Annotated in this window: 28 protein-coding genes; 8 read left to right on the top strand and 20 right to left on the bottom strand. The window is 33.2% G+C overall.

The genetic code is table 11. The annotated features are described in order from the left end of the window. The first annotated feature begins 2 nt into the window (after positions 1-2). The gene (locus GMC_RS0107830; protein ID WP_010521611.1) at positions 3-1208 is read left to right on the top strand and encodes a glycosyltransferase; all 1206 of its coding nucleotides are present in this window, start codon (positions 3-5) and stop codon (positions 1206-1208) included. A 224-nt stretch (positions 1209-1432) separates the two neighbouring features. Here GMC_RS0107830 and GMC_RS0107820 read toward each other — a convergent pair whose 3' ends face one another. Beyond that, on the bottom strand, positions 1433-1792 hold the full coding sequence (locus GMC_RS0107820) for a hypothetical protein (RefSeq protein WP_010521610.1): 360 nt from the start codon (positions 1790-1792) through the stop codon (positions 1433-1435). 246 nt (positions 1793-2038) lie between these two features. Between GMC_RS0107820 and GMC_RS0107815 the strand changes: the two genes are divergently transcribed. The 3 genes from GMC_RS0107815 to GMC_RS0107805 all read left to right on the top strand — a co-directional run bounded on the left by GMC_RS0107815 (position 2039) and on the right by GMC_RS0107805 (position 4266). Then, positions 2039-2620 (top strand): acyltransferase, encoded by a 582-nt coding sequence (locus tag GMC_RS0107815; protein ID WP_010521609.1) that lies wholly within the window; start codon positions 2039-2041, stop codon positions 2618-2620. A gap of 9 nt (positions 2621-2629) precedes the next feature. Further along, on the top strand, positions 2630-3607 hold the full coding sequence (locus GMC_RS0107810; protein WP_010521608.1) for a Gfo/Idh/MocA family protein: 978 nt from the start codon (positions 2630-2632) through the stop codon (positions 3605-3607). A 260-nt stretch (positions 3608-3867) separates the two neighbouring features. Then, positions 3868-4266, top strand: coding sequence for a BLUF domain-containing protein (locus GMC_RS0107805; protein WP_238527948.1), 399 nt, complete (start codon positions 3868-3870; stop codon positions 4264-4266). Here the strand turns inward: GMC_RS0107805 and hemF are convergent. The 6 genes from hemF to hemA all read right to left on the bottom strand — a co-directional run bounded on the left by hemF (position 4244) and on the right by hemA (position 9841). Beyond that, entirely contained in the window at positions 4244-5152 is a 909-nt protein-coding gene (gene hemF, locus GMC_RS0107800; protein WP_010521606.1) for an oxygen-dependent coproporphyrinogen oxidase, read from the bottom strand. The two genes, GMC_RS0107805 and hemF, sit on opposite strands and share 23 nt — an antisense overlap. Before the next feature lie 112 nt (positions 5153-5264). Continuing rightward, positions 5265-5750, bottom strand: a complete 486-nt coding sequence (locus GMC_RS19470) for a transposase (protein ID WP_010521605.1) — start codon at positions 5748-5750, stop codon at positions 5265-5267. 235 nt (positions 5751-5985) lie between these two features. After that, the gene (gene hemE / locus GMC_RS0107790; RefSeq protein ID WP_010521604.1) at positions 5986-7008 is read right to left on the bottom strand and encodes a uroporphyrinogen decarboxylase; all 1023 of its coding nucleotides are present in this window, start codon (positions 7006-7008) and stop codon (positions 5986-5988) included. After that, positions 7001-7654, bottom strand: a complete 654-nt coding sequence (locus GMC_RS0107785) for a uroporphyrinogen-III synthase (protein WP_010521603.1) — start codon at positions 7652-7654, stop codon at positions 7001-7003. The genes hemE and GMC_RS0107785 overlap by 8 nt, the downstream gene beginning before the upstream one ends. A 19-nt stretch (positions 7655-7673) precedes the next feature. Then, on the bottom strand, positions 7674-8588 hold the full coding sequence (gene hemC, locus GMC_RS0107780) for a hydroxymethylbilane synthase (protein WP_010521602.1): 915 nt from the start codon (positions 8586-8588) through the stop codon (positions 7674-7676). A gap of 2 nt (positions 8589-8590) precedes the next feature. Then, a complete protein-coding gene (gene hemA, locus GMC_RS0107775) occupies positions 8591-9841 on the bottom strand; it encodes a glutamyl-tRNA reductase (protein ID WP_010521601.1) in 1251 nt (416 codons plus the stop codon). 201 nt (positions 9842-10042) lie between these two features. On the opposite strand from hemA, the gene GMC_RS0107770 reads away from it, so the two are divergent. Further along, positions 10043-10933: a helix-turn-helix domain-containing protein gene (locus tag GMC_RS0107770; RefSeq protein WP_010521600.1), complete on the top strand. Its 891-nt coding sequence runs from the start codon at positions 10043-10045 to the stop codon at positions 10931-10933. 344 nt (positions 10934-11277) lie between these two features. On the opposite strand, the gene rpmA is transcribed toward GMC_RS0107770, so the two are convergent. From rpmA to mutY, 7 genes are all read right to left on the bottom strand, one after another. After that, positions 11278-11538 carry a 50S ribosomal protein L27 gene (rpmA, locus tag GMC_RS0107765; RefSeq protein WP_010521599.1) on the bottom strand — a complete coding sequence of 87 codons (261 nt, stop codon included), beginning with the start codon at positions 11536-11538 and terminating at the stop codon, positions 11278-11280. A gap of 56 nt (positions 11539-11594) precedes the next feature. Further along, positions 11595-12233 (bottom strand): 50S ribosomal protein L21, encoded by a 639-nt coding sequence (gene rplU, locus GMC_RS0107760; protein WP_010521598.1) that lies wholly within the window; start codon positions 12231-12233, stop codon positions 11595-11597. A gap of 650 nt (positions 12234-12883) precedes the next feature. Further along, positions 12884-13360 carry a DUF4199 domain-containing protein gene (locus tag GMC_RS0107755; protein ID WP_010521597.1) on the bottom strand — a complete coding sequence of 159 codons (477 nt, stop codon included), beginning with the start codon at positions 13358-13360 and terminating at the stop codon, positions 12884-12886. A gap of 100 nt (positions 13361-13460) precedes the next feature. Further along, positions 13461-14108: a gliding motility lipoprotein GldD gene (gene gldD / locus GMC_RS0107750; protein WP_010521596.1), complete on the bottom strand. Its 648-nt coding sequence runs from the start codon at positions 14106-14108 to the stop codon at positions 13461-13463. Further along, complete coding sequence (gene gldE, locus GMC_RS0107745) at positions 14095-15417, bottom strand: gliding motility-associated protein GldE (RefSeq protein WP_010521595.1); 1323 nt, start codon at positions 15415-15417, stop codon at positions 14095-14097. Before gldE ends, gldD begins: the two co-directional genes overlap by 14 nt. A gap of 74 nt (positions 15418-15491) precedes the next feature. Next, positions 15492-15968, bottom strand: coding sequence for a single-stranded DNA-binding protein (locus GMC_RS0107740; protein ID WP_010521594.1), 477 nt, complete (start codon positions 15966-15968; stop codon positions 15492-15494). 107 nt (positions 15969-16075) lie between these two features. Further along, on the bottom strand, positions 16076-17128 hold the full coding sequence (gene mutY / locus GMC_RS0107735; protein ID WP_010521593.1) for an A/G-specific adenine glycosylase: 1053 nt from the start codon (positions 17126-17128) through the stop codon (positions 16076-16078). Positions 17129-17245: 117 nt separating this feature from the next. On the opposite strand from mutY, the gene GMC_RS0107730 reads away from it, so the two are divergent. Together GMC_RS0107730 and GMC_RS0107725 are read left to right on the top strand one after the other, a co-directional pair. Next, positions 17246-17536: an HU family DNA-binding protein gene (locus tag GMC_RS0107730; RefSeq protein WP_010521592.1), complete on the top strand. Its 291-nt coding sequence runs from the start codon at positions 17246-17248 to the stop codon at positions 17534-17536. A 308-nt stretch (positions 17537-17844) separates the two neighbouring features. Continuing rightward, complete coding sequence (locus GMC_RS0107725) at positions 17845-19386, top strand: Rne/Rng family ribonuclease (RefSeq protein WP_010521591.1); 1542 nt, start codon at positions 17845-17847, stop codon at positions 19384-19386. Between the two features lie 26 nt (positions 19387-19412). Here GMC_RS0107725 and GMC_RS0107720 read toward each other — a convergent pair whose 3' ends face one another. Beyond that, positions 19413-20012, bottom strand: coding sequence for an NUDIX domain-containing protein (locus GMC_RS0107720; RefSeq protein ID WP_040472485.1), 600 nt, complete (start codon positions 20010-20012; stop codon positions 19413-19415). A gap of 514 nt (positions 20013-20526) precedes the next feature. Beyond that, entirely contained in the window at positions 20527-20883 is a 357-nt protein-coding gene (locus GMC_RS0107715) for a winged helix-turn-helix transcriptional regulator (protein ID WP_010521589.1), read from the bottom strand. Between the two features lie 98 nt (positions 20884-20981). Here GMC_RS0107715 and GMC_RS0107710 point away from each other — a divergent pair, with 98 nt between their 5' ends. Then, positions 20982-21968, top strand: a complete 987-nt coding sequence (locus GMC_RS0107710) for a zinc-dependent alcohol dehydrogenase family protein (protein ID WP_010521588.1) — start codon at positions 20982-20984, stop codon at positions 21966-21968. Positions 21969-22169: 201 nt separating this feature from the next. Here the strand turns inward: GMC_RS0107710 and GMC_RS0107705 are convergent, their stop codons facing one another. From GMC_RS0107705 to GMC_RS0107690, 4 genes are all read right to left on the bottom strand, one after another. Beyond that, a complete protein-coding gene (locus tag GMC_RS0107705; protein ID WP_010521587.1) occupies positions 22170-22931 on the bottom strand; it encodes a LytR/AlgR family response regulator transcription factor in 762 nt (253 codons plus the stop codon). Between the two features lie 40 nt (positions 22932-22971). Beyond that, the gene (locus GMC_RS0107700) at positions 22972-23271 is read right to left on the bottom strand and encodes a 2TM domain-containing protein (RefSeq protein WP_010521586.1); all 300 of its coding nucleotides are present in this window, start codon (positions 23269-23271) and stop codon (positions 22972-22974) included. 5 nt (positions 23272-23276) lie between these two features. Further along, on the bottom strand, positions 23277-24617 hold the full coding sequence (locus GMC_RS0107695) for a 2TM domain-containing protein (RefSeq protein WP_010521585.1): 1341 nt from the start codon (positions 24615-24617) through the stop codon (positions 23277-23279). 67 nt (positions 24618-24684) lie between these two features. Continuing rightward, positions 24685-25110 (bottom strand): hypothetical protein (locus tag GMC_RS0107690; RefSeq protein ID WP_010521584.1); only part of this gene is annotated, 426 nt, incomplete at its 5' end.

Genomic DNA, 25110 nt, shown 5'->3' with positions numbered 1-25110 from the left:
GTATGCTTAAAATTGGTGTTGTTGTAGATAACGAATTTGACCATGACCATCGGGTTCAGAAAGAAATACAATTACTTTTAAATCAAGGACATCAAATATGCGTACTTTGTTTTGATTTTGGTGATAATTATCGACACTACTCAAATTTTACAGTAGTACGAGTTAAAATTCCTAAAAAAATAAAAGACCTACTTGTTCTTTTAAGCACGAACTTTAATTTTTATGAGCAATTTTGGGTTAAATCAATTGCCAAGTTTATAACTAATTTTGAACTAAATGCAATTCATACTCATGATTTGTACATGAGCAAGGCTACTCATTTAGGTATTAAAAAAAGCAATAAAAAAATACCTTTGATACTAGATTTGCATGAAAATTATCCTGCTGCAATCAACAGTTATCAGTGGGCAACAAAGGGCTGGCGCAAATACATTGTACAACCAAAAAAATGGTATATAAAAGAAGCTTCTTATTTAAAGTATGCGGATTACCTGATTGTTTTGAGTAATAGTTTTAAACAAAATCTTATTTCAAGATATTCCTTTCTTGCTACTGATGCTATTTTTGTAAACCCAAATATGCCAAACTTGAATAGTTTTAAGCATTTCGAAACACAAAACTTGCACGTTGACTACACTTCATCCCTACCAACGTTGTTCTATTTTGGAGTAGTTGCCAAACGTAGAGGGATACTTTCTATTTTACCCTGGATGGCCTCACTACTAAAAGAAGGACTTCGGTTTAACTTACTTATTATTGGCCCAGTAGACAAAGCAGACAAAAACGAATTTACTACCTTAATAAACAGTAAGGACTTAAAAAACAACATCACTTATTTACCGTGGGCTGATGTTAAATACCTGCCTGCCTACTTGAAAAAAACACAAATCGGGCTAGCTCCTTTTGAAGTAAATGCACAACATGATTCAGGTGTAGCAAATAAGCTATTTCAATACATGTATGGAGAAATACCCATTTTAGCCACACCCTGTAAAGCACAAAAAGAATTAATTGAAACTAACAAATGTGGATTAATTTATAAAGATTACAAAAGTTTTCGCCGAAATTTAATGCTGCTTTTAGACAAAGCATATGCGCATGAACTTGGAACGAATGGAAAAAAGGAATTACAAAACCTGTACAAAAACAAAGAAGACCAGCAATTTTTGAAAGCTTATGAATTAATTGAAAAAAGCTATTTCAAGTAATACCTTTACAATTCATACTTTAACATAAAAAATATAAGCATAGCCTTAGCTACAATATTGATTTGCCTTAAAGTATCAAGCAGAAAAGAACTATTTTTAATGGGAAATTTGATTTCGGGTACGGTATTATGTCCGTGCAACAGAACAACTATATTTCGGATTTTTACCATACCTCATTTTTGAAAATAAAAAAGCCTAGTTACAACAACTAGGCTTAAAGCTTTTTAAACTCCTTTTTTAGAATCAGCGATAGCCGCAATAAATTTCTTCCTTTGAGCTTCAGAAAGCTCTTCTTCAATCCTTTTATGATGTGCTTCTTCTAATTCAGAAAGCTTTTTATTCTTCATTTCCATTTCATCTTTTGATAAATAGATTTCATACTTTGCTGTTTCGTATTTGGTAACGTGTTCTGTAATTTTTTCAGTTTGACTTACAGACAGTACCAATTTATTTTTTAAGGTTTTTACATTTCTAATCACACTCTTTTTCACCGATTCAGAAGGATTAGTTGTATCTTGTGCTTGGAGTGTATTAGTAAAAATTAATAATAAACACGCTAAAGCAATATTTTTCAAGTGTCTCATTTTAATATATTTTACATTTCTAAATATAATAATTTTATGCATTAATTAGCTCTTATTCGTTAAAACAATTCCTAAAAAGTAAGAATTTACAAAGTTTACTCAAATCCAAGACTAATATAAGAGCAAACTGTTAAAAATTTTCTTTTAAAAATTTGAAATAACAAATTTTTAAAACCTACCGTTTTAGCTTGAATTTAAGCTTTAATAAAGTAACCAAATTATTATCTTTAATATAAAATTATTTAATTGAATAATCCAAATAAATATGTTGCTCATGAATCTGCAATAATTGATCATGGCGCTGAAATAGGATCTGGAACTAAAATTTGGCATTTTTCTCATATAATGCCGCATGCTATTATTGGTAAAAATTGTAATATTGGACAAAATGTTGTTGTTTCACCCAATGTAAAACTTGGTGATGGTGTAAAAGTGCAAAACAATGTTTCAATTTACACTGGGGTAATTTGCGAAAATGATGTTTTTTTAGGTCCATCCATGGTATTTACCAATGTTATAAATCCAAGAAGTTTTATTGTTCGAAAAAATCAATTTTTAGAAACTTATGTGGAAAAAGGAGCTACAATTGGTGCTAATGCAACCATAATTTGCGGTAACAGAATTGGCGCTTACGCCTTAATAGGAGCAGGTGCCGTAATAACGAAACCTATTTTACCCTATGCGCTTGTAGTAGGAAATCCTGCCAAACAAGTTGGCTGGGTAAGTAAATATGGACACCGATTGCAATTTAACGAAGAGCAAATAGCCGTTTGTCCCGAAAGTTATGAAAACTATAAACTAACTGAAAACGGCGTAATTGCTGTTTAAAAATTATCGATGAAAAATTTTGCCATTATGGGGGTAGCTGGTTTTGTTGCTCCCAGACATTTAAAAGCCATAAAACACACCGGAAACGAATTACTATCATCCTTTGACCCCAACGATAGTGTTGGCATTATTGATTCACACTTCCCAAAAGCACGTTTTTTTACTGAATTTGAGCGCTTTGACAGACACATTGAAAAAATTAGACTTGAAAACAATAAGGCTGTAGATTATATGTCTATTTGTACACCTAATTATTTGCACGATGCACACGTTAGATTTGCACTTAGAAATGGCGCCCATGCCATATGCGAAAAGCCCTTAGTGTTAAATCCATGGAATGCTGAAGCTTTAGCTAAATTGGAAGCCCACTCTAATAATAAAGTAAACACTATTTTACAATTACGTTTGCATCCATCTATAATTGCGCTAAAGCAGAAAATAGAAAGTAGCCCAAAAGAAAAAATTCATGATATTGATTTAACCTACATTACCTCACGAGGAAATTGGTATTATGCATCATGGAAAGGAGCTATTGAAAAATCTGGTGGTATTTGCTCAAACATAGGAATACATTTTTTTGATATGCTTATTTGGATTTTCGGCGATGTCGAAAAAAGTACGGTACACTTAATGGAACATGATAGAGCTTCTGGCGTATTGCGATTGAAGAATGCTAATGTTCGTTGGTTTCTTTCTATTAATTCAAGCACTTTACCCGAAGAAGTTGTCGCACAAGGGCAGCGTACGTTTAGAACGATAAAAATTGATAATGAAGAACTGGAATTTAGCGCTGGTTTTACAGATCTTCACACTGAATCCTACAAACATATTTTAAAAAATAATGGCTTCGGAATTTCAGAAACACTTAAATCATTAGAATTGGCTTATAACCTAAGACACTCAAAATCTGAACCTTTAAAAAATGATTTCCATCCTTTTGCCAAATTACCTTCAATAAATCATCCATTCCAATCAAAGCCTCGCTAACTTTGAAACTTCTCAAAAAAATAACTTTTTAAAAGTTTTCACTCCTAAAAAAAGATATTTGCACAGCAATTTAGCTTTTTAGAATAAAATTATATATTACAATGATTAAATAGCAAAAAATTTGAAAAAAAACCAAAATAAAACACATGTTAAAAAGTAATCAAAATACTACAAATAAATGCTAATTTTGCTATTTTTTTGTATTTTGTCGCATAATAACTAATTAATTTGCTTTTTATATGGTTCATGTCATTTGTTTTGTGAGCAAAATATGTAAATCTGTTTCCAAAGAGGAACAGGATCATATTTTAGAAGCTGCAAAACAATACAATAACAGAAATAAAATTTCAGGTGTGTTATTGTGTTCTTCTGGCTTTTTTTTTCAAATACTCGAAGGTGAAGAAACTATAGTTAAAGATTTATTTTATAATAAAATTTTAAAGGATTCAAGACATAAGGATATTTATACCGTTTTACAAAAATCCACCAGAATTACCTTTTTCAAAGGCTATTACTCCAAGTTTAATTGCTCCGACCATCCTGATTTAAAAATTTGTCAACTAAAAAAATATATAGAAAAGCATAAAATTCAAGACAATCCTGACCGTTTTAGACGCTTACTCATCCCTCATTTGGCTACTGCGCTAACCAATCTATAGGTTTCTTAAGTATTTCTATCAACCTGGCTTCTTCTGTTTCTGGTTCTGGAACGTGATTATAACGCCATTGTACGCTTGGAGGTAAACTCATCAAAATACTTTCGATACGACCATTGGTTTTCAAACCAAACAATGTTCCTTTATCGTGTACCAAATTAAATTCTACATAACGACCACGACGAATTTCCTGCCAATCACGTTGTGCTTCTGTAAATTCTAAATTTTTTCTTTTCTCTAAAATTGGGACGTAAGCAGACGTAAAACTATTACCTACTTCAGTTACAAATGCATACCAGTCATCAATACTTCGGTCTTGGGTAGCTTTACAATAATCAAAAAATAAGCCTCCTATCCCACGACCTTCTCCTCGGTGTGCATTATAAAAATATTCATCACATTTCTGCTTGTATAATGGATAAAATTCGGCACCATGTTTATCGCAGGCTATTTTACATGTGCTGTGAAAATGAATAGCATCTTCATCAAATAAATAATAAGGTGTCAAATCCTGTCCTCCACCAAACCATTGATCTACAATTTCGCCCTGTTTGTTATACATTTCAAAATAACGCCAATTGGCATGAACTGTAGGAGCCATTGGGTTTTTAGGATGAATAACCAAACTTAAACCACATGCAAAAAAATCCACATCTTCAACCTTAAAATAAGCTTGCATGGTTTTTGGCAGTGACCCATGAACTGCGGATATATTGACTCCTCCTTTTTCTATAACGCCCCCATTTTCTATCACACGGGTACGACCACCTCCACCTTCAGGGCGCTCCCAAAGGTCTTCCTGAAAAGTAGCTTTAGCATCTACTTTTTCTAAAGCAGTAGTGATTTCGTCTTGTAGATTTTGTATGTATTGATAAAATTTTTCTTTCATTTTAATTAAAATGTTTGATTATTATAGTCTGCTGTAACCGTCCAATTCTAATCTAAAGTGTACTTCTTACTTAAAACATCTGTATCTTGGCTGTGTGCTGCGATAAAATTCTCTATACCCCAAATAATTCTAGGACTTCTATTCTTTTTAATTTTGTTGAATTTTTAGATACCATTCCTTTATAAGAGGAAAAATTATAGCTCTCAAAACTCAACCCTAAGTGATTTTTTGGGTTCAAATGAACATATCGGATAAGATTCTTTAAATAATGTTCGTTTTTAAGTTTGATTCTTTTAAAATGTTTTTCAAATAAACTACCTGTCCTACCCTCTTGCTTATTGAAAGCTTGTGCATATGAATTGAAAAAATTAGAAAATTTCTGAATGACCTTTTTTTCATCGGAAATTATTTCAACAACAAAATGAAAATGATTATCCATTAAGCAATAAGCATAAACATTAACCGCATCTTTCAAATATTTATCAAATTGTCTTAAAAAATAATACTTATTTTCTGCTATGGAGAAAATAGCTTGACCGTTAATCCCTTTATTATAAATGTGATAAAAGCAATCTTTTTCTATAACTTCTAACTTCATCTGTATTATGTTATGCTATTTTTAAATACTAAATACGAAACAATTAAACACTTCCGCAAGGTTTGAAAACTTTGCAGGATATACTAGGTAACTATTCAATATAATTTCAAAATTAGCACAACACGCTTCCTGCAAGGTTTGAAAACCTTGTAGGATACTCTAGGTAACTATTCAATATAATTACAAAATCAGCACAACACCCTTCCTGCAAGGTTTGAAAACCTTGCATAACATTTTATCTATACCCCTTAACTGCATCAACAAAAGCCTGTGCATTTGCTACTGGAATATTTGGCAAAATACCGTGTCCAAGATTAGCGATGTAACGATCTTTTCCAAACTCGTTAATCATTTGAGTCACCATCTTTTTTATTTCTGCCGGAGGCGAAAGTAAACGCGAAGGATCAAAATTACCTTGTAATGTAATATTTCCCCCTGTTAAATAACGTGCATTACGTGCCGAGCATGTCCAATCCACCCCTAAGGCCGATGCTCCAGACTTACTCATTTCCTGCAAAGCAAACCAACAACCTTTTCCAAAAGCTATTACTGGTGTTTCTTCTTTTAAAGCATCAATTATTTGTTGAATATATTTCCATGAAAATTCTTGATAATCCACTGGGGATAACATTCCTCCCCAACTATCAAAAACTTGAACTGCATTTACCCCTGCAGCTACTTTAGCTTTTAAATACGCAATAGTAGTATCCGTAATTTTTTGTAATAACGAATGGGCTGCTACTGACTCTTGAAAACAAAAGGCTTTAGCTTTATCAAAGTTTTTGGATCCTTGCCCTTGTACCATATAACACAAAATTGTCCAAGGCGAACCTGCAAACCCTATTAAAGGTACTTCATCTTTTAACGATTCTTTTGTCATTTTAATAGCACCCATCACGTAACCCAAAGTTTCTTCAATGTTAGGAATGATCACTTGATCAACATCTTTTTGAGATCTGATTGGATTTGGCAACCAAGGTCCAATACCATCTTTCATTTGCACCTCAACATTCATTGCTTGTGGTACTACTAAAATATCACTAAACAAAATAGCCGCGTCCGTACCTATTTGATGTATTGGCATAACTGTGATTTCGGTAGCTAGCTCTGGAGTTTGACAACGTGTAAAAAAGTCATATTTAGCTTTTAATTTCATAAAGTCAGGAAGGTAACGCCCCGCCTGACGCATCATCCAAACTGGCGGACGCTCAACAGTTTCTCCTTTAAGCGCTCTCAAAAATAAATCGTTCTTAATCATTGCTTCTAAAATGTTTTATGGCTTTAATTAGTACATTTTCAATACTAGGCTGTGAAGCCACCGTGTAATTTTTTGTATATTTTTTTAATGCCTTTGCTGTAGTTTCACCTATGCAGAAACTATGTAGCGGCTCTTTATTTTTTGCAAAATAACTTGCCACACCTGATGGACTGAAAAACAACACTCCATTGAATTGTTGTTCATATTTTTTTGGTGTTAGAATGGTTTTATAAACTGGAATTTCATCCCAGTTAATTTTATTTTTTGTCAATGCATCGGGTAACGTATTTAAGCGGTCTTTAGCGCAAAAGTAATGATAGTGCTTATCCCTATATTTTGTTATTATATATTCTGAAAGTGCCTGAGCGTTTGGTGCACAAAATTGAACGGCAACACCCAAATCGTGTAATAACTGCTCAGTTCTATTGCCTACACAAAGACTATTTTCAATAACTATTTCCTTATCAATAACTGCTTTTACTCCATTCAAACTAGTAAAAATGGCGTTTTCAATTTTAAATTTGGGGACTAAAAATGGAATAGGCGTAGTTGCAATAAAATTAACATCAACAACAGCCAATTGCGCATTTAACAAATGTTCCTTTTGCGATAAACTTAATTTTTTTGTTGATAAAATTGTTTTCAATTATTAAATTCTTATGCAACTACTTTTTCAAGTTTGCCTTGATTTCTTTCATTAACATTGCTCCTCCTTGTGCTAATAATTCCTCAGCATATTTGACACCTATGACTGATGCCTCTTTTAAATCACTTGTTTTTGAAATACTAAGCTTTTGTTTTCCGTCGAGCGAGAAAAGCACCCCTTCAAAGTGAATTTTATTATTCTTAATTTCAGCCAGCGCACCTATTGGTGCTGTACAGCCCCCTTCTAAACTTCTTAAAAAATCACGCTCTATGTGCACACATAATTGCGTTACGGGGTCATTAAGTTGTCCTAAAGCTTCTTTACAATACGTATCATTTTCCATGGCAACAACCAACATGGCTCCTTGTGCTGGAGCGGGAATCATCCAATCTAGCAAAATTACCTCTTCTGGCGCAAGCCCAATACGCTCTAAGCCAGCTGCTGCAAAAATTGCTCCTTGCCAATTATTATCTTTTAGTTTTTGCATGCGAGTATTTACATTCCCTCGCAAATCAACCACCGTATGACTTGGGTATTTATGCAACCACTGAGCTTGCCTACGCAAACTTCCTGTGGCAATTGTTGCATTGGCAACCTTATAATCATTCCCTTTGGTCACTAACACATCAGCAACATTGGCACGTTTTAGCACCGCCGCCTCAACAATTCCTTTTGGAAGTGACGTTGGCACATCTTTCATGGAATGTACTGCAATATCAACTTCACCATTAATCATAGCAATATCCAATGTTTTGGTAAAAACACCAGTAATTCCCAACTCATATAAAGGTTTGTCTAAAATCAAGTCGCCAGTTGACTTAACAGGAAGTAACTTTGAAGGATATCCCAAATCTGCAAGCTGTTTTTGAACTGTTTTGGCTTGCCACATAGCCAACTCACTATCACGGGTTCCTATCCGAATTACTTTGCTCAATCTTATAAATTTTGAAGTTGAAATACTTTTTGAATAAACTCTATACTATCCGTTGAGTTATGTTGCTCTTCGCGCAAATGATTTGCAAATTGCGAAGTAATTTTATGAATAATACGATCACTTACTAATGCCGCTTCATTGGCATCAAAATCACCTTTCTTTTTTCGCAATTGATTTATTTCGCTGTCGCGAATTAAGGTCAGTTTTGTTTTTAATGCTTTTATTGTAGGCGCAAATTTTCTCGTTTCTAACCAAGCGTTAAAGTCATTTACAATTTCATCAATAATTTTTTCCGCATTTGGAATTTGCAACTCACGCTTTGCTAGAGTATCATCCGTAATTTGCGATAAATTATCCAAATGTACCAAACTTACGTTTGGCAATTCCAACACATCATCGGACACATTTCTTGGTACTGATAAATCAAGAATTAAAAGTGGTTTTCTCGTATGAATTAACTGTTTTGAAATTGTTGGATTTTGTGCTCCAGTAGCCACAACTAATACATCGGTTTGTTTTATTTCCGCTTGAATATTAGCATAATCTTTGACCACTAAATTAAATTTGCCTGCTATTTTTTCGGCTTTATCTTTCGTACGATTGATCAATGTAATATGATCATTTTTAGTATGCTTAATTAAATTTTCACAAGTATTGCGACCAATCTTTCCGGTTCCAAATAGCACAATTTTTTTTGTAGAAATAGCATCCACATTTTGCATTATGTATTGTACTGATGCAAAAGATACCGACGTAGCTCCAGACGAAATTTCAGTTTCATTTTTTATTCGCTTACTTGCCTGAATTACAGCATTTACCAAGCGTTCCATAAATGGATTAATCATGGTGTATTGTTTAGCCAGCTTAAAACCATGCTTTACCTGACTAATAATTTCAAAATCCCCAAGTATCTGACTATCCAAACCTGTGCCCACTCTAAAAAGATGTTTTACTGCCTTAGAGTTTTTAAATACATAAGCTACTTTTTCAAACTCTTCAACAGTTCCATGCGTATGTTCGCAAAGTAATTTTATGAGTTGAAATGGATGCTGTGCAAAACCGTGCAATTCGGTTCGATTGCACGTGGACATAATGAGTAATGATTCAACACCCTCTTTTTTAGCCTGCTTTAAAATATTCTTTTTAGCCTCATCAGTAATACTAAAACTACCGCGTGTTACAACATCGGCTTTTTTATAACTAAGTCCAATACTGTAAAAGTTTGTTCCTTTTGCTCGTAAATGGGGCTCCATAAATATTTTATCGTTAAGGATGTCACAAAAATACTATAATCGTAGTACTTTTCATAACGCTGAAAGTTTTATAAATGTCGTTCAAAGCCTTTTACCTTGTCACTTGTCAATAAATTACTAAAAATTAGCCTTAATTATTGTCAATACTGTATATTTGAGTAGCTAATAAGGCAAACTGCTCCCACAAAAAAATAAGAACACATGGAAATTGTATCAAAAAACATCGCAGAAGGGTTAATGGAGGAAATTCCTTTAGAAAATTATTTTTTGATTTTAAAATTCCAAAATGAAACCGACAAAACACAAACTGTTGTTCGGGATATTGACAGCAGCTTTATACAATTTCATTACGCCATCAAGGGCAATGGACTTTTTAGTTTTAACAACGGGGCGTATATGATGCCCATGAAGGAGGAAACATCGCTCCTACTCTACAATCCAAAAAGGGAGCTGCCAATGAACCTTCAGATTGAAGCAAATTCATGGTTAATTACCTTACTTGTATCAATTAAAAAATTCCACAGTCTTTTTTCTGCAGAAGCGAATTATATTCCATTTTTAAGTTCCGAGAATAGCGACAAAAAATATTATGCCGATAAAGCCATTTCACCATCTATGGCAGTAGTATTAAATCAATTGATGAATTTTAATGTACACAGCTCCTTAAAAGACCTGTACCATAAAGCAAAAGCGTATGAATTATTGAGCCTTCACTTTAATAAGCCTGAAGATGCCGATATTGAACAGTGTCCGTTTTTGGCTGACGAGCTTAACGTTCAAAAAATTAAACACGCTAAAAAAATTATTATCGACCGTATGGCCGAACCACCAACGTTACAAGATTTAGCTATGGAAATTGGTTTACCTTTGAAAAAATTGAAAAATGGATTCAAACAAATTTACGGCGAACCAGTTTACACTTTTCTTTTTGACCACAAAATGGAACTAGCCTGCAAATTACTTGCCGAAGGTAACAATGTAAATGAAGTTGGCCATAAGGTTGGCTATAGCACATCAAGTCATTTTATTGCTGCTTTCAAAAAAAAATACGGAACAACACCAAAAAAATACATCACCACTTTAACCTCATAAGGTTTAAATTAATCTTAACAATTAACAAAGGCATTGAACTGCTTATTTTTTTTAGCCAAGCTCTCATAAGCACCCCTAAAGACTTCACTTTAGAAAACTTGATTAGCATTTCCTCTATACAATTTCTCGTTTTAAACAAACAGAAAGCAAATCAATATACCGCTATATAATTATTATATAGCAATCCATTTAGATGATGCCTCAAATTGATTGCGCCAACGTTTATGGCTTGAATTTGGCTTAAAATTACACAGAGCCCCTTACAAAACAAGCTAAAAACAGGAAACACAAAAAGCCCTCTGTTTACACAGCGAGCTTTATATCTTATAAAAAACTAGATTCAATTATGCCTCAAAAGGAACAATTGAAACATAAGATTTATTATCTTTCTTTTTCGTGAACTTTACTATACCATCAACTTTAGCATGTAAAGTATGATCTTTACCAGCATAAACATTTTCACCTGGTCTGTGAGCAGTTCCTCTTTGACGAATGATTATGTTACCTGCAATAGCAGCTTGACCACCAAAGATCTTAACACCTAATCGTTTCGATTCTGATTCTCTACCATTTTTCGAACTACCTACCCCTTTTTTATGAGCCATCTTATTTCGATTTGTTTTTTACGTTACCGCAAAAAGGATTAAACTTTAGAGCGGAATTACTTCCCTCCGTCTAACTTATCTTGTAATACTTTTAATTCATCCCAGTTACCATCAGCGGCTAATTGAGATTGCTGAGGCCAAGTTCCTGGCTCCAAATGCGCTAAACGAGAACTTGCTGCTACTAAAATTTCTTTAATATTAGCTGGATCCGCTTTTGCTAGTTTAGCAAAAGTATCAATACCTGCATTTACTAAAGCTTCAGCTGCCTTTGGCCCAATACCTTCAATTTTTTTTAGGTCATCTCCTTTAGCCGTTTTTTTGGCTGCTGACTTTTTAGCTGCTGCTTTTTTTGGCGCTTCGTCTTTTTTTACTGGCTTAGCTCCACTTACCACAATACTTTCAATTACGATTTCAGTAAGTGATTGTCTGTGTCCGTTCTTTTTTCTGTAACCTTTACGTCTTTTCTTCTTAAAAACGATTACTTTATCACCTTTAAGGTGTCTAGAGATCTTTGCTCCTACTTGAGCTCCCTCTATAGCTGGGGCGCCTACAGTAATTTGTTCTCCTTCAGCAGCTAGTAATACATTATCAAATGTAACGGTATCACCTTCGTTCCCTGCTAAACGATGCACAAATACTTTTTGGTCTTTTGCAACTTTAAATTGCTGCCCTGCTATCTCTACAATTGCGTACATAGCGTAAGTATTAATAATTTATTTTTCCAATAATGGTTTGCAAAAGTACAAATAATCTATCAATCTACAATATATTCTAAAAAAATAGTCCTATTTAGTAATTTACATCCCCAAAAAAAATAATTTTTTACTTTTGACCCTAATACTTTCAGAAGAATATTAAGAAATATTCAATATGATACATTCCGACATTAAATTACTCATCTAAATTGGCTCATTTTTGTTTGACATTTCAAAAGGAAACTACAACTCCCTTTGTCATTGCACACTATTTACTATTACTGTTTAAAACACAACAATATGCAACGCTCTTTTTACCCAACCTAAATACTGTTTCCGACATAACCATTCTTATCTAACAGACAGTTTATGTTGTAGCTAAAGTCAACGTGTTATTTCACCATTAAACAAACAAAAAAATTATAATTCTACTTAAAGAACCAGTATTAAATTCAAGCGACAATTAACGTTACTTCCTGAAGAAAGCTCCATACGAAACCAAAAAGAAGCCTTGCTTTTCTATAAAAACAAGGCTTCCACTTAGCTGCCACTTTACTTATCAAAAATAAGTTTCCACGAGATAAAATAAACTTTATAAAGTTAATATTTAACTTATTGTAAGTAATTAACAGCCTATTTATACACTAATTTCAAATACTACCTAATTCAATTTTCGGTTTTGCCTGATGTGTATTCCAGCTTGGTTTAAATAATTGCATAAATGCTAAAGTTAACACCATTGTTGTTGCCATACCCATTACAAACACGACAAAAACCACCAAACCTTCAGGAGTATTGTAATGCGAACTCCAATTGCCTAACATTACTGAAATGTAATCAGGTTCAATCATACTACCATAAAGGGCAAAAAATATCGTAAAAATAATTGTAGCATTTAAACCTGTTAAAAATGTAGCCACAAAACCTTTCTCATACTTAAAAAGGTTCCCTTTTTCCTTTTTATACATTTTTACTGAAAGAAACATGCCATAAGCCATGAACACACCATTTATTAAACTATAAATTGGATTGGTATGTAAACCAAATGATGCAAAAATTAAAAAAGTTAAAATTAACACCACTGCTATTCCAATACCGAAAACTACAGGAAGCTTAGATTTATTCATAACACCAATTTTATAATTCAACTAATAAACACAATTAAATTTACTGATATACTTAAAATTACAAAAATATACAGCTTAAATTATCAAAATAAGTGTTAAATTATTTAAAAATAGTAGATTCATCCTTTTCCCACCGAATAGTCTCCATCAAATGACGCATATCGCGTTGAAGGTATTTTGCAGCTGGATAAATCGAATCGTAGTTGGGCTTTGCATTAAAATAGATAGAACCTAATAGAAAATGCCGAACACTGTCAGTAACATAAAATTGCGACTGCGAAGCTGCATTACCTAAAACATCATAAAACATCCCGTACACTTTATGCGCATCATTCACATATTCTTTAGGAATAATCTCATCCGCTTTAACCACATGCTCTTGCGTTAAGTTTTGGGCATCGGTAAGTAATTTGCGTAAATCATTATTAACCGCTCTATATGTTAAATACATGGAAGCATTTAAATTTGGATAATTGATTATATAACCACACTTATGCTTTTTTAGGGCTTTTTTTAGCAATGCATATTTATTTTTCTGAAAACTAAACCCACATTCAGCGATACTTTTTTCATAAACAGGCTTGTCATATTCCAAACTCAACATCCCCTTTGGTTTAGGCAACACCTCTTGCTTACAACTTATTAAACAAAACATAACTCCCAAAAACACACCTGCTGTTTTAATTGCAGTAAATGCATAATGCTTTAGAAAATCCTTTTGTTTTGGCTTATTATTATTTTTTTGCATTCTTGATTGTAAATTTTATCTCTTTAATTCTCTTTCGATCGACTGACTCAATTTTAAAAACATAGTTCATAAAATATATTTGATCGCCCCTTTTTGGTAAGTTGTTTGAAATTTCTAACAAAAAACCCGCTAGTGTTTCCGCTTCTCCTTTATATTTTTCAAAAGCAATCGTATTTTTTAACCTGACCACCTTATAAAAATCTTTTAAATGCGTACGCCCACTAAAAATATAATTGTTATCGTTTAATTTGTTGAAAATTAAATCATCATCATATTCATCACTAATATCACCTACTATTTCACTAATAATGTCATCCATTGTTACCAAACCGCTTGTTCCACCATATTCATCTACAACGATGGCTAAATGATTTTTCTTTTCCTGAAACTCAGTTAAAATATCATCCAACTTTTTATTTTCAGGAACAAACATTGGCTTACGCACTAATTGCATCCAATTAAATTTCTTTTTATTTAAATGTGACAACAAATCTTTAACATGCAAAACCCCAACAACCTTATCAAGACTGCCCTCAAAAACAGGCACCCTAGAAAAACCCTCTTCAGCAATTGCGCTCACCACTCTTTCAAAGGTTTCATCGCTTGGTAGCGAAAATAGATCCAACCTGGGACACATCACCTGTTTTACATCGGTATTCCCAAAACTAACAATACCTTGCAAAATACGCTTTTCGTCGGATGAAGTATCCGTATCCGAGGCCACCTCAAGCGCTTGAGAAAGGTGCCCTACACTGATATCAGATTTTTGATCTGCAAATTGATTGTGAATTTTAAGCGTAACGTAGTGCATTGGTGAATTTATGAAAAATAACATTCTATTTAATAGACGCAATGGTCGCACCATGAAAATAGCAAAAGATAAATTATTCCTATTGGCATATATTTTTGGTAAAATTTCGCCAAACAGTAAAATAAGAAAGGTTACTAAAACAACTTCTACAAAAAAACGAACATGCAACCATCCCCAAATAATTTTATCAATATCATCCAAAAAATACCCCCCCAAGGAATCAAATAATAGCACAATAGCAATGTTTATAAAATTATTTGCTACCAAAATTGTGGCCAACAACTTTTTTGGCTTTTTTAATAGCTTTTTTATTCCCCGTATGGCTTTTTGCTTTTTATTATCATCACAAAGCTCTAAGTCCGAAGGGGCTAATGAAAACATAGCAATTTCGCTGCCTGATATTAATGCCGACATGAGCAAAAGCACCATCAGCAATAACACTTTAATTAGTGGTTCAAAAGGAATTATGTAAATTAAATTTATGGGATCAGGATCCAATTAAGTTGTGTTTAGTAATCGAATTGGTTTAAACTTTTAGACTAATATTTGTATTTAAAATAAGCCGCATTTCATTAAAATGGCAAATCACCCTCATCAACAGCCTTATCAATTGACTCACTTTTAATTATTGCATTAGGCTTACTACTTGGTTGAGCAGTTTGACTTGAGGGCATTTGATTTTGCTGAACTTTACTCCCGCTTACATTTTCGCTTTTAGGGTTTAAAAAGGTAAATTCCATACATTGAATTTCAGTACTATAACGATCCTTACCTTCATTATCTTGCCATTTACGAGTTTTTAATCTTCCTTCAACATAGACCTTATCGCCTTTTTTTAAATACTTTTCACAAACTTCCGCAGCCTTATTACGCACCACAATAGTGTGCCATTCGGTATTTGTTACCCGCTCGCCCGTACTTTTATTGACATAATCTTCATTTGTAGCTAGTGGAAAACGCCCAATAGCTCCGCCTCCTTCAAAATACATCATTTTAACATCATCTCCTGTATGCCCAATAAGCATAACTTTATTTAATGTGCCTGCCATAATAAAATTATTAGAAAGTAAATTTACAAAAAAACACAAACAGAATTTTCAACATTAACCACAAGAAGATTACTTTTTAAACAATAGTAAGTATCAGTTACATTATCTTAAAACGAATAACTTTCTAAAAAATTTGAAATTAATACTGACACAGGAAAGGTTTCAATTTCAACAAAACACACCTTTTGATACATATTAGTTATAGGCAATTCTTTTAATTGCACCTCATAAAAACTAGCAAACAAATGCTGATGTGATAATTTATGTGCTTTTTGATTTTTTTGAATTAACCGAAAACCATCAGCAGATTCTCCAAATAATTGATTAAATTCTTTTGTAGCCGCTTCAGTATTTAGCTCATTTTCAGAAACAACTAAAGGAAACTCATACAAACCCTGCCATATATCCTTAGGTCCTCGTCTATGCAACAGCAGCTCATTTTTACATCTTACTATATAATAGGTAAAGTACCTTTTTTTGACTTTTGTTTTTTTTAGCTTTACTGGAAGCTCTGCTATGGCTCGTTCCTTAAAAGCATAACAATTCTGCTGAAAAGGACAATCATCACATTTTGGTTTTTTAGGCGTACAGTGCAATGCACCAAACTCCATGATTGCCTGATTGTGCGTTGCTGCATCTTTTGTATTCAAAAGTAATAAAGCCAACTCATTAAATTCCTTTTCACCTTGCGTACTATTAATAGGAGTAAATATTCCAAAAATCCGTGCAAGAACTCGGTATACATTTCCGTCTACCACAGCCACAGCTTCGTTTGACGCAAATGATGCGATTGCACTTGCCGTATATACACCTACTCCCTTTAACTTAATCAATTCTTTATATTTTTTAGGAAACTCACCGTTATACAGATCAACCACCATTTTAGCGGCAGCATGCAAGTTTCTTGCCCGGGAATAATACCCCAAACCCTGCCAAAGTTTAAGTATTTTATCCTCCGGAGCAGCTGCCAGATCAAAAACAGAAGGAAATGTTTCTGAAAATTTTAAAAAATATGGCAAACCTTGCGCCACTCTGGTTTGCTGCAGTATAATTTCGCTAAGCCATATGTAGTAAGGGTTACGGGATTTTCGCCACGGCAAGTCTCTTTTGTTTTCTAAGTACCAGAATGACAATATCTTATAAAAATTTGCAGGCCACATACTTTTTTCACAAACATAAGCGTTTAAATAATATAAAATAATCGTTATCTGTTGATAATTTGAGTTTTAAATTCATATATTTGCAGGTAAGTTAACCCCGAAAATAATTATTATATTATGACAAAAGCAGATATTGTTGCAAACATTACAGAGAAGTTAGGAATGGAAAAAAATGATGTTCAAGCTATCGTTGAAACATTTATGTCCGAAGTAAAAACATCATTGGAAAGCGGTGACAACGTTTACCTAAGAGGTTTTGGTAGTTTTATCATTAAAACTAGAGCTGAAAAAACTGGAAGAAATATTTCTAAAAATACCACTATTAAAATTCCAGCTCACAACATTCCTGCGTTTAAGCCAGCAAAAGTTTTCATTGAAGGTGTGAAAACTAATGTAGAAGTACAGTAGTAAAATAACCAATAAATAATTTAATATATGCCAAGCGGTAAAAAACGTAAAAGACATAAAGTAGCAACTCATAAGCGTAAAAAGCGAAGAAGAGCTAACCGTCACAAGAAAAAGTAGTCTCGTACTACTTTTTCTTTTTTTTAAAAAACAGTTCATTGAAATAAAACACATTTTATTATGTGTTTAATGGAAAATACAGTAAGTACATCACCTAATTATTTGTTGCAAGATAAATGGTAATGTACTTATATATTTCCTGTGATTAAATTTGTAATAACCGCGTTTTAATAACGCATAAACCTAATAAAATGAATAAAGAATTAATTATTAGGTCGGGTTCATCTACAGATTTTGCCTTACTAAAGGATGGAAAACTAATCGAACTTCACAAAGAGGAAGACAACAGCGACTTTTCAGTTGGTGATATTTTTATTGCCAAAATTAGAAAACCTGTTGCTGGGCTAAATGCAGCTTTTGTAAATGTAGGCTATGAAAAAGATGCCTTTTTACATTATCATGATTTAGGCCCTCAAATTAACTCTTTGATAAAGTTTGTGAAACGTGTAAGCACAGGTAAATTAAAGGAATATTCACTTGAGAATATTCGCACTGAAAAAGACATTGAAAAAAGCGGTGTAATAACCGATGTTTTCAAAGCAAATCAGTCTGTATTAGTACAAATAGTAAAAGAACCAATATCCACTAAAGGTCCGCGTTTAAGCTCCGAAATTTCGATAGCTGGACGTTATATCGTTTTAGTTCCTTTTTCAAACCGAGTATCTATATCACAAAAGATTACCAGTAATGAGGAAAAAGATCGCTTAAAACGATTAGTAAAAAGTATTAAACCTAAAGGATTTGGTGTTATTATTCGTACTGTTGCAGAAGGCAAAAAAGTAGCAGAACTAGACAAAGATTTAGAAAACTTAGTGGAACGCTGGGAAACTATGTGTAGCAAATTACACAGAGCGGAACACCCTTCAAAAGTACTAGGCGAAATGAATAGAGCTTCCTCTATTCTAAGAGATGTTTTTAACGATACCTTTACAGGAATTCATGTTGATGAAGAGGATCTATACAATCAGGTAACAGATTACCTAACCGAAATAGCACCCAATAAAACATCCATTGTTAAGCACTACAAAAACAAAGAACCTATTTTTGAAAAATTTGGCATCGAACGCCAAATTAAAACAAGTTTTGGACAATCTGTTTCTATGAGTAAAGGCGCATACCTTGTAATTGAACACACTGAAGCACTACATGTAATAGATGTAAACAGTGGTAACCGTTCAAACAAAGCCCGAAATCAAGAAGACACCGCGCTTGAAGTAAACTTAATAAGCGCAAAAGAAATTGCTCGTCAACTAAGGCTTCGAGACATGGGAGGAATTATAGTTGTTGATTTTATTGATATGGGAAAATCAGAAAATCGACGTAAATTATTTGATTACCTCCGTAACGAAATGCTTGATGACAAAGCAAAACACAAAATTTTACCTCCAAGTAAATTTGGATTGGTACAAATAACGCGACAGCGTGTTCGACCCGAAACAAACATTAAAACCCGCGAGGTGAACCCTAATGGTTCTGGTAGCGAGGTAGAAGCACCAATTGTTTTGGTGAATAAAATTGAGGTTGAACTTAAGAAACTCATTAACAACAAAAAGAATAAAAGTGTTAGCATTACTGCTCACCCTTTTATTGCAGCTTTTTTAACTAAAGGCTTTCCATCCATCCGTGCTAAATGGTCCTTAAACTATAAGCATTGGATTAAGATCTCACCAAGAGACGCTTACACGTATTTAGAATACCATTTTCATAACGAGAAAGGGAAAACTATAAAATAAATTAAAGCCACTTAAAACTACAGTTTTTAGTGGCTTTTTTTGTTGAAAATATTCATGCAAGCATACTGTAGTAAAATAATAGATTTGCCATCTACAATTTCCCCTTTAGCTATCATATTATAAGCGATATCAAAATCCAATTCAAGCACTTCAATATTTTCTTGTTCTTCAGCTAAACCACCACCCGATGCAACTTTCATTGATTCGTTATAAACCGCTGTAAAGTAAGATACTTTTTCCATCACTGCTCCTGGTGTCATATAAGCATCAAACAAAAAATTAACTTTATCAATTTGGTAACCTGTTTCTTCCAACGCCTCTTTTTTAGCGCAACTTTCTGGATCCAAACCTTCTAAAAGCCCTGCACAAACTTCAATGACCATGCCGTTTTTTTCACCTTCATTAATATAAATAGGCAAACGAAATTGACGTGTTAAAATTACTGTGCGTTTTTTGATATTGTAAAGCAGAATCGCCGCCCCACTTCCTTTATCATACACCTCCCTGATTTGCTCTTCGGTGCTACCATCATCTTTTTTGTAATCAATTGTTATTTTGTTCAATACATAGTAATCTTTTGACAGCGTCTCCTTGGACTTAATTGTTATTTCAGGGTGTTTTTCCATGGTTAAAATTCTTAAATCAAATATAAACAAATCAAGCAAATGGTGGTGCTACAATTAATGAGTCTGCGACTCTCTAATCACCCTTTTGGATCATTCTTTATTTAAAAGAACTATATTTACTGTTTAAGATACATACACTGGAATACCCTGCTAAATGATGTTAGAAAAGCAAATCTCGAATTACAACAGAGCCAAAAGAGACTATTCAACATATTACAAATTTATTCAAAGCATTATCGGAAAAATAATCTAAAATTTCTTAAACCTTTAAAAAAACTTATAACAAAATAACATGTTACAACACCCAAAGCATTCCTCTTGCCTATAGCTATAGAAGAATGCTTCGTTGACAAACGCCAAAAAAATTACAAAAAAATAGACGCAAATACTTATTTTTTTTCGATAGCTGCATTGTGTTCTATTTCTATAGCCAAAGCTATTAAAATCATCCACGCTTTAACCTTAAAAAAAGCAACGGCATATTTTCAGGCTCATTTTATAATCTATTTTACACCTATTTCGAAAATTTCCCGTAAACAAAATCACCCCAATCAGCAATAGATTGGATCAATGGGATTAAAGTTTTACCAAAATCAGTTAAGGAATACTCAACTTTTAAAGGCGGTTTTGATGTATAAACCTTTCTTTTAATCAAACCATCTTCTTCTAAAGCTTTTAGTTGTAAGCTCAATGTTCTTTCAGTAACTGTAGGCATTGATTTTCTTAATTCATTATACCTTAATTTTTCATTCATCAAATGAAAAAGAATAACTGTTTTCCATTTTCCACCTATAATTCCCATCGTTAAGCTTGCACAACAAGGGTATTCATTACCTCTGAAATTAAGCATTTTTGGCGCTGCTGCTTCCATATAATTTATACTATCATTTTTGACCGTTATTGCAAAGATATATTACTATACTTACTTTTGCAACTATAATTTATATAGTAATTAAAAAACAACACAATATGAAAGCAATGACAATTAGAGAATATGGAGAAAACGCAACCTTTGAAGCTAAAGAAGTTGAAATACCCTCTTTACAAAGCGATCAAGTATTAGTTAAAATTTCTGCATCAAGTGTTAATACAGTAGATACAATGATTAAAAATATGGGAAAGGACTTGCCTTTTTCACCTGATACACCGGCAATTTTAGGGATGGATTTTGCTGGTACCATTGAAAAAATTGGAACAAATGTTACTGAATTTTCAATTGGAGACGAAATCTATGGCTGCGCAGGTGGATTAGGAGATTTACAAGGAACATTGGCAGATTATATCGCTGCCGATACTAAACTAATTGCTAAAAAGCCCAAAAATCTAACCATGAAAGAAGCCGCCTCTCTTCCTTTGGTCGGAATTACAGCTTACGAAGGTTTAATGCGTGCCAATGTTAAAAAAGGACAGAAAGTTTTGGTACACGGCGGAACTGGTGGAGTTGGGCATGTTGCAGTACAGCTGGCTAAACATTTTGGTGCGAAGGTTTATTCTACCGTGGGTAGTAATGAACAAATGGAAATCATCAAAGGCTACGATGCTGAACCAATAAATTACAAAACAGAAAAGGTTGAGGATTATGTGAAGAAACATACTAATGGAGCAGGTTTTGATGTTGTGTATGATTCTGTAGGTGGAGAGAACTTAATTAAATCCTTTGAGGCAGCTGCCTTAAATGGTCAAGTTGCAACAACTGTATCTTTATGCGAAATTGATTTGAGTACGGTCCATTTTAAAGGATTATCGTTACACGTTGTATTTATGCTTATTCCTATGATACACAATTTTAAGAGAGAACAACACGGAGAAATTTTAAGTAATATTACTACAATTGCTGAAGCAGGCTATTTGAAACCATTATTGGATGAACAACACTTTTCATTAGAAAAAGTAGGAGAAGCTTATGCAAGACTTGAAAGCAAAAATGCAATAGGAAAAGTAGTTGTTGAAAATTAAAAAAAAAGATATTATGAACTTAAGAATAGCATACATATCGCTTATAGTTTCACTTTTGTTTACGGTCTCGTGTAATGTAACACTAAGACAGAAAACACCATCGTTAAAACTATTGTAAACCAGTATTTCAGCTATTTTCGAACAACATTTCAAAAAAATCGAATCTATTTGCATGAACTAGTTACCGCAAATTGTAAAGAATTACACTTGACCTTCCAACCAAGCTTTAAAATCTTTTACTTTTTCCCTACTCACTATTACCTCTGAAGCATCAAAGTGATTGAGCTTTAATTCCAATCTGGAATTGGTGTAAGCGACTATATCTTTAATGGCGGTAATGTTGATGAAAAATTTTCGGCTGATCCTGTAAAAACAGGTGATATCCAATTCGTTTTCCAACTGTTCTAAGGTAGTATCCATCAAATAACTTCTATTTCCTGTGGCATGCAAATAGGTTCCTTTATTTTCCGAATAAAAACACTCAATATCATCAACATTAAAAATTTTAAGATGCTGCCCTACCTTAATAGTATATCGCTTTTTGTAGGTAGTGGCAGGCGGAGAGCTTAACAGCTTTGTAAGCGCCATAAAATCTACTTCTGGTTTAGAGGTTTTAATTTGCGATTTAAATTTTTTAACCGCAAACTCCAATTCATCTTGATCAATTGGTTTTAGCAAATAGTCAACACTTTTAAGCTTGAACGCCTTTAATGCATATTCATCATAAGCCGTGGTAAAAATTATGGAGCTTTCAATAGTTACCTCATCAAAAATTTCAAACGAAAGGCCATCGCTTAACTGAATATCCAAAAAAACCAGGTCCGGATGCGTATTGGCTTTGTACCAAACAATAGCTTCTTCTACCGAATGCAGCACCTGAAGCACATGAATATCCATTGCCTCCACCATGCGTTTAAGCCTTCGAGCCGATGGTTTTTCATCTTCAATAATTACAGTGGTCATACTTATACTTGTTATTTTTTTAATTTCAAACTAAATGTCATTATTCCCATCGCTCTTTTAGCGCTTCCTTTTCTAAAAACTCGTTCATCTTTTTTTGCTCCCAGTTTTTATTGAAAAAAGGATTGACACTAAATACTGAAATTGCATTAAAAATTAATCCTAATCCCCAACCAAATGCGGGCCATACTACCCAAGGATACACCAACTTATTTTGATAATAATTTAAGGCTACCAATCCTAAAATTACGGCAGTATAAGAAATCAAATTTTGGTAAAATCCTTTCACTTTTTTAACGTGCTCTTTTGCTTTTTTTAATTTTTGTTGTTGTAAATTTTCCATAACGATCAGTTGTTATCATTTTCCATAAACTCTTTTAACTTACGCTCCTCCCAATTTTTTCCTAAAAACAAATTGTTATTAAAGGTATTAAATGCATGCAAAATCACCCCCAAGCCCCAACCAAACATGGGAAAGAAAAACCAATAAAATTGAGGTGATGTTATATGATTAAATATAGCCAAACCAGGGATTGCAATACAATAGGCGATCAGATTGGCGTAAAAACCTTTTATTTTTTCCACATATTCCTTAGCTCTTTCATACTTAAAATTATCATTGGTATCCAATATTTTTGTTTGTTCCATAACGGCAGTTATTTTTTTAGTTAAAATGGGCAGTTTTGCCACAAATTCAGTTCGTGTTTTTTGTGTACTAAACACTCTGTTAGTAAGCAAGGCATAGCGTTGCGCAATGTTAGACAACCCTACGCCACTCTCGCTTTGCATCACTTTTTTTGGTTGCAAATTATTTACAACATATAAAAAGCCTGCTTTTTCATAAATTTCAATTTTTAAAGGCTTGCTAGGCATTACCGTATTGTGCTTTACGGTGTTTTCCAAAAGTAATTGCAAAGACAAAGGCACAATTTTAGCTTCAGGATTTACTATACTTTTCGGCAAGGTTAGCTCAATACTATCTTCAAACCGCATTTGCAATAAAGACATATATGTTTTAGCAAAATTTAGCTCCTCATTAACCGAAACTAGATCTTTGTTTTTTTGCTCCAACACATAACGATATACTTTTGATAATGATGTGGTAAACTTACTGGCAGCCTCGGTATTTTCTTCAATTAATGAAGTAAGCACATTTAGGCTATTAAATAAAAAATGAGGATCCAGTTGATTTTTAAGCGCATCAAATTTTGCCGAAGCAGTACCTGCAATAATTTTCTGTTCATTAAGTTTTTTTTCCTGATAGGCTTTATAAAAACCTACAGCCTGAAAAGACAAAGACACTGATATAGTAAGTATGGCCGAAAATAAATAATTTGTAGAACCCTCATTTGCCAAAAAAGTTTCAAAATCATACTTTTTAACTATATAAACCAAATGAACAATTCTGCACAAAAAATAAACTGGTAATACTACCACTAAACTGCCAAGTACTCCCCAAATCAAATTATTAATTCCCTGTTTTTCCCAACTTATTTTTTTATACAAAACATGAAAAAAAATCATGCAAGCCGAAGCTATAGAGCCATTATATAAAAACGAGATTTTTAAAGATTGTATACTAAAAAGTGCTTCAAAAAAAGGCGCTTCAAAAAAAAATATAACATTGATCAAGTGAACAATTAGTGTTAAGCTGACACTTGTAAATGCTATTTTTTTCAATAATTTCATTTTATTCTATTTACTATTAATTATATCACTGTTCATATTTAGTAAGCAACTACTAACTTAAAATGCATTACTTACCACATTGTTTTAACATCATTTCCACTCTTTCCTTTCCCCAGGTAGGACCAAAAGGCACTGTTGATTTGTCCTTTTCAAATAAAAGTAAGCTTTTTTCAAAATCTTTACATATGGGTGTTGTATCTTCTTTAAAAAACTTTGCTGAACCTAATTTCCACTCTGCATAACTGGCATTTACCCGTGGATTTTCAGGCGCTATTGCCATTGCAGTTTCGTAAATTTTAACAATTTTAGGCGCCAACTTTTGCGACAATACTGCTGGATTTTCCATCATTTGTGCCGTATACAAAAGCGCTTGGAGTACCATAATTTCCGGATTGTTAGCAGAATAGGTAGTCGCTGAATTTAAATTGTTTTGGGCTTTTTCCAATTGCGCATTAATAATTTTTCGATCCTTTGTCCTAAAACTATTATTAAC

Origin of the sequence: Aquimarina agarivorans (genome assembly GCF_000218485.1) — a bacterium.
Taxonomy (GTDB): domain Bacteria; phylum Bacteroidota; class Bacteroidia; order Flavobacteriales; family Flavobacteriaceae; genus Aquimarina; species Aquimarina agarivorans.
The sequence above is the reverse complement of the archived record's forward strand: the minus strand, read 5'-3'. Positions and strand labels throughout refer to the sequence as shown.